We start from the raw sequence: 5,551 nt of genomic DNA on the forward strand, positions 1-5,551 counted from the left end.
GAGACGAGGAGTCGGCAAGGCGAACTTGGCAGTTCTTCGCTCAACTGAGAGTCCCGGGTGTCTATGAGGTTGGCGGGCTTGGAGCGTGTACCTTAATCAGCCGCAAAGCCATTCAAGCTGGTGTTCGCTTTGCTGAGATTCCTAACTTATCATTCTGGGGAGAGGATCGGCACTTTTGCATACGTGCACGAGCTATGGGCTTTTCACTTTATGTTGACACCCACTATCCAGCGTATCATATTTATCGCAAGTCAGAGTTGGCAGGTGTTGATGCGTATAAGCAAGGCGGTAATGGTGTGAAAGCCGCTGAGCGCAAGATCACAATCAGTTTGTGTATCATTGTCAAAAATGAAGAAAACGCGCTTCCTATTTGTCTCCATACCGTTCGCGGGATTGCCGATGAAATCATTATTGTCGATACGGGCTCTACGGATAGAACGAAGGAAATTGCCTCCAAGTACACGGATCGAATTTATGATTTTACTTGGGTGGATGATTTTGCCGCAGCTAGAAATTTTGCTTTTTCCAAAGCTACTGAGCAGTACATCCTATGGTTGGACGCGGATGATACGCTGACAGAGAAAGATCGTTTGTTATTTATGGAATTGATTCAGACATTGGAGCCGCCTGTGGATCGGGTGACGATGAATTACAACCTCAGTTTTGATGAGAATCAGAATGTAACGTACAGCCTGCGAAGGAATCGGCTTGTTCGTCGAGAGTGTCAATTCCAATGGATTGGCGCTGTGCATGAATATTTAGCAGCAAGCGGCTCCGTGCTCCACAGTGAAATTGCGGTCACACACCGCAAAGATAAACTACATACGGATCGCAATTTACAGATATACCGGAATAAAATCGCAAGTGGAGAACCGTTAAGTTTGCGTGACCAGTATTATTATGCTAACGAATGCAGGGAGCATGGTTTCTATGAGGAAGCTGTGAGGTATTATGAAGATTTTCTTCAATCATCAGACGGTTGGCTGGAAGATAAAATTGCTGCTGCACTTCACTTGGCAACCTGCTACAGCCATTTAGGGAAGAGAGATGAGAAGCTCTTGGCGTTGTTCAGAGCTTTTGAATTCGATTCGCCTCGCGCAGATTGCTGCTGTCGAATTGGGGCTATTTTTCTCGAGGAACAAGATTATTTGCAAGCGATATATTGGTATGAATCTGCTACACAGTCGCCTAAACCGAAGGAATCAATGGGTTTTATGGACCATTCGTCCTGGACGTGGCTGCCACATGTGCAGCTTTGCTTGTGCTACGACCGGATAGGTAAGTTGGATAAGGCCAAATTTCATCATGATATCTCCTGCTCCTACAATCCCACACACCCATCTGTTATCCACAATCAAAAATATTTTGAACAGATTGGAATTAACTAGTACAAAATTAAAGATCTATAAACCGCTGCCTGGCCCTACTGGCCCTACTGGGCCTCTTGGCGAACAGGGATGACCTGTGATACGGGGACCAGTTTGACAGCTAATTCAGCGTTTGCGTCAAACACTTCAGGCACATTATTGGTTGTATTAGGCGGACTTAATATTCCGTTGCCGAATAACCAAGATATTGGCCCAGGGATCACGATCAATGGGGCTAATACGACTTTTACGCTTGCGAATGCAGGCCGATATTACATTTCTTATAAAATAAGTGCCACAGCAGGCGTGCTTGCGCAGTCTCGCGTAATGTTAAATGGCGTTTCCATTCCAGCGTCCGTGACATCACCTGCGGTTGCCGCGTCATCTTATTTAGCGGATTTTATCATTACGGTTACTGCAGGATCAACCATTATTCTCCAGATATTTGGATTGGTTGCAACAGTTATTTTGTCGCCTCCAGGAGCGACCATAAATATCATTCAACTTAGCTAAAAATGAGAAAAAGAGATGTCTTCCTGTTCTATGGAATTCATATATTCGACCTTTGACATATTGCAGACGTTTATAAAGTGGGATACACTGAGTCGATAGATGAGATCCATTAAGAAAGTATGAGTAAGGAGCGATACTCTTTTGAAGACACTAATTATTGCGGAAAAACCGGACATGGGGCGAAATATAGCCGCCGCAATAGAACCTAAAGCCAAAAATCTTAGGTCCTACCTGGAGGGTGAGCAGTACATTATCACCTGGGCGATCGGACACTTAATCGAGTTGGCTGAACCAGATCAATATGATGACAAATATAAAAAATGGAACATAAGCCATCTGCCGATCATTCCGGATGAATTTAAGCTGATTCCCAATCCGCGGACGTATGATCAACTGAAGGTGATTGCTGAACTTGCGAAAAAATGTGATCAACTCGTCAATGCCTGCGATGCGGGGCGAGAGGGGCAGCATATTTTCTCGTTGATCCAGCGGCATTTGGGGCTGAAGCAGCCGGTGAAGCGCCTTTGGATTTCTGATTTAACATCCGAAACGATTCGCAACGGCTTTGCAACTTTAAAAGACGGTTCCGAATATGAGAATCTGACTCGGGCCGCGCGCTCCCGAAGTGAAGCAGATTGGTTAATCGGCATGAACGGTTCACGTGCTTTTACAACGAAGCATAATGTATTGCTTTCAGTTGGTCGCGTTCAGACGCCTGTTCTTGCCCTCATTTACGATCGCCAGAAGCAAATTGAAGCCTTTTCCTCGCTCAAGTTTTACGAGCTGGAGGGGTACTTCACACAAGGCGATACGACGTATCGAGCCATGTGGCAGGGTGAACGCTTAACAGACCAACCGAAAGTGGAGGCATTAGCGGCGAAGGTGAAGGGGAAGCCAGCACGCATTATTTCATATGAAGTAAAGGAAACGAAGGAATATCCTTTTAAATTGTATGATTTGACGCTGCTGCAGCGCGAAGCGAATGGGAAATATGCTTTCTCGGCAAAGAAGACGCTCGATACCGCCCAAGCGCTTTACGAGAAACATAAGGTCATTTCGTACCCAAGAACGAATTCCAACTATGTCACAGAGCAAAATATTCCAGAAATGCATAAGTCGTTATCGGCTTTGCAAGGCACTGCTTATCATGACCTCGTGCAGGGAGCTAACCGTAATCTGGTCCACAAAAATAATAAAAATATTTGCAATCCATCCAAGGTTGAAGATCACCATGCGATTCTACCAACGAATCGTAAAGCTTCTGGACTTACACCGGACGAACAGAAATTGTACGATTTGATCGTAAGACGTTTTTTATCGCAATTTTATCCCCCTGCTGAATATAAAGTACATACGGTGATGACTGAGGTCGAGCAAGAAATGTTCAAGACGACGGTCAAAGAACTTCTCCATCTGGGCTGGAAGGTCATTTATGCCGATCAGAAAAAAGAAAAGCCCAAAAGCTCTAAGGGCAAGGAGAAGGAAGAGGAAGAAGACGAAGAGGTAGAAGTCAGCGACCCCTTCTCAATAGATGCTCAAGGTCAAGTCGTTTGCAGTGACGCCGTCGTCAAAGAGAAAGATACGCAGCCGCCTAAGCACTTCAATGAAGGCACGCTGCTCAAAGCGATGGAAAGCGCAGGCAAGCAGATCGAGGATGAGGAGCTTCGCGATGCGATGAAAGATTCCGGGCTCGGGACGCCAGCGACACGCGCAGCTACCATTGAACGGCTGAAGAAGGTAGGCTACATCGACATGCAGGGCAAGAAGATTGTCCTTACTCAGAAGGGCAGAATGGCTGTCGAATTAATTCGCGGAGCCGGCATCGAGCTGCTCACCTCTCCGGAGATGACGGGCCAATGGGAGCGAAGGCTGAATGAGATCTCCCGCGGCACAGCTTCGGACGAACAGTTTATGCACAATGTCAAAAGGTTTGCAACATTGATCGTGGACAAAGTACGTGTGCAGCCAAGAGCTTCCAAAACAGACTWCGAGGGCGAAACACCTGCTGCTGGGGGAAATAAGAGAGGATCCACGACGCGTGCGAACTCTTCTGCTTCCTCAGGCGCAAGCAGCACCAAAACGAAAGCGGCACCCAAGAAATCAGCTGAAGCCAAAACCAGCCCATCAGACGGTGGTAGCGCGTTTCTGGCTACTTGTCCACGACCAGGCTGTGGCGGATCTCTTTTTATGGGGCGTAAAGGATATGGGTGCTCTCATTATAAGGAAGGCTGCAAATTCGTCATCTGGAAGGAAAGCTTTGGACGGAATTTGACCGATACGCAGGTGCAAGCACTTGTGAATAAAGGGAAAACGACCAAACTGAAGCTCGTGCTCCCAGACGGGACTGCCACAGACGGACGTATTGTATTGAAGAACATCGATACGGGAGAGCTTGGCACGGRGTCCGAGTAATGGAGGATCGAAAGTGTTTTATTTAACGAACGATTGGGCAAAGGTAGTAGGCTCCGAGCTTGAAGAGTCGTATTTTCAAGCGTTATGTGACTTTCTTAGTAGGGAATACCAAACGAATACGATTTATCCAGAGCAAAATGACGTTTTGAATGCTTTGCATTTGACCTCTTACGAAGCTACGAAAGTTGTCATATTGGGACAAGATCCTTACCACGGAAGAGGCCAAGCTCATGGCCTCAGTTTTTCCGTTAAACCGGGCATCACGCCGCCGCCGTCCCTACAGAATATGTACAAAGAATTGCAGTCGGATCTAGGCTGCACGATTCCCAATAATGGCTATTTGGTGAAGTGGGCCGAGCAAGGTGTACTTCTGCTAAATACGGTTTTGACTGTACGTGAGGACACGCCTAATTCCCACAAAGGGAAGGGGTGGGAGCGCTTTACGGACAAAGTAATAGAGGTCTTGAATGCAAGAAAGCAGCCCGTTATTTTTGTGCTTTGGGGGAGTCATGCCCAAGCCAAGCAGCGGCTTATTGATACAAACCGGCACTATATCCTGAAATCTGTTCATCCGAGTCCGCTTTCTTCCTATCGCGGATTCTTTGGCAGCAAGCCATTTTCGCAGGTAAATGAGCTTCTTAAAGAGCTTGGCAGTCAGGAAATTGATTGGCAAATCGCTAATTTATGAGGATAATGAAGATAAGGCCGTTATATTGAAAAAAAATGCGAGGGAGAGAAGTCAATGAAATTTCAAGACTTTGCGTATGCAAGACCCGAATTTAGCACATTTGAAGCGGCGTTTAAAGAACTCTTAGAACAGTTTCAACAAGCAGCTTCCTTTGGGGAGCAGGACCAAGCGATGGAAGCCATCGTAAAGCTTCGAAGTGAGTATGAGTCAATGGAATCTATTGCGCGAATTCGGCACAGCGTGGATACGACGGATGAATTTTATAAAGCGGAGCAAGAACATTTCGATGAAATTGAACCTTTATATCAAGGATCGATCACAGAATTCTACAAAGCGCTGATTGGTTCCGCTTATCGCGATGAACTGGAAACTAAATGGGGCAAGCAATTGTTCAGAATTGCTTCTTTATCACTCAAAACCTTCTCACCTGAAATCGTTGAAGATCTCGTCCAGGAAAACAAACTGGCCAGCGAATATTCAAAGCTGCTTGCTTCGGCGAAGCTGGTTTATGCAGGAGAAGAACGCAATTTATCACAGCTAATCCCTTTTCAATTATCAACAGACCGAAATG

At 46.1% G+C, this 5,551-nt stretch carries 4 protein-coding genes and 1 pseudogene; all 5 read left to right on the plus strand.

What is annotated here, in order from left to right; genetic code table 11:
• On the plus strand, positions 1 to 1,388 hold a 1,388-nt coding region (locus AC1DUA_RS21195; RefSeq protein ID WP_477501661.1), incomplete at its 5' end, for a glycosyltransferase.
• 93 nt (positions 1,389 to 1,481) lie between these two features.
• A complete protein-coding gene (locus AC1DUA_RS21200; RefSeq protein ID WP_477501662.1) occupies positions 1,482 to 1,880 on the plus strand; it encodes a BclA C-terminal domain-containing protein in 399 nt (132 codons plus the stop codon).
• Positions 1,881 to 2,021: 141 nt separating this feature from the next.
• The gene (locus AC1DUA_RS21205; RefSeq protein ID WP_477501663.1) at positions 2,022 to 4,292 is read left to right on the plus strand and encodes a type IA DNA topoisomerase; all 2,271 of its coding nucleotides are present in this window, start codon (positions 2,022 to 2,024) and stop codon (positions 4,290 to 4,292) included.
• Positions 4,293 to 4,305: 13 nt separating this feature from the next.
• Positions 4,306 to 4,980, plus strand: a complete 675-nt coding sequence (locus tag AC1DUA_RS21210) for a uracil-DNA glycosylase (protein WP_477501664.1) — start codon at positions 4,306 to 4,308, stop codon at positions 4,978 to 4,980.
• Positions 4,981 to 5,034: 54 nt separating this feature from the next.
• Positions 5,035 to 5,551 (plus strand): annotated as a pseudogene (locus AC1DUA_RS21215) (M3 family oligoendopeptidase); the annotation flags it as partial.

The organism is Paenibacillus sp. 01T422 (genome assembly GCF_056398785.1).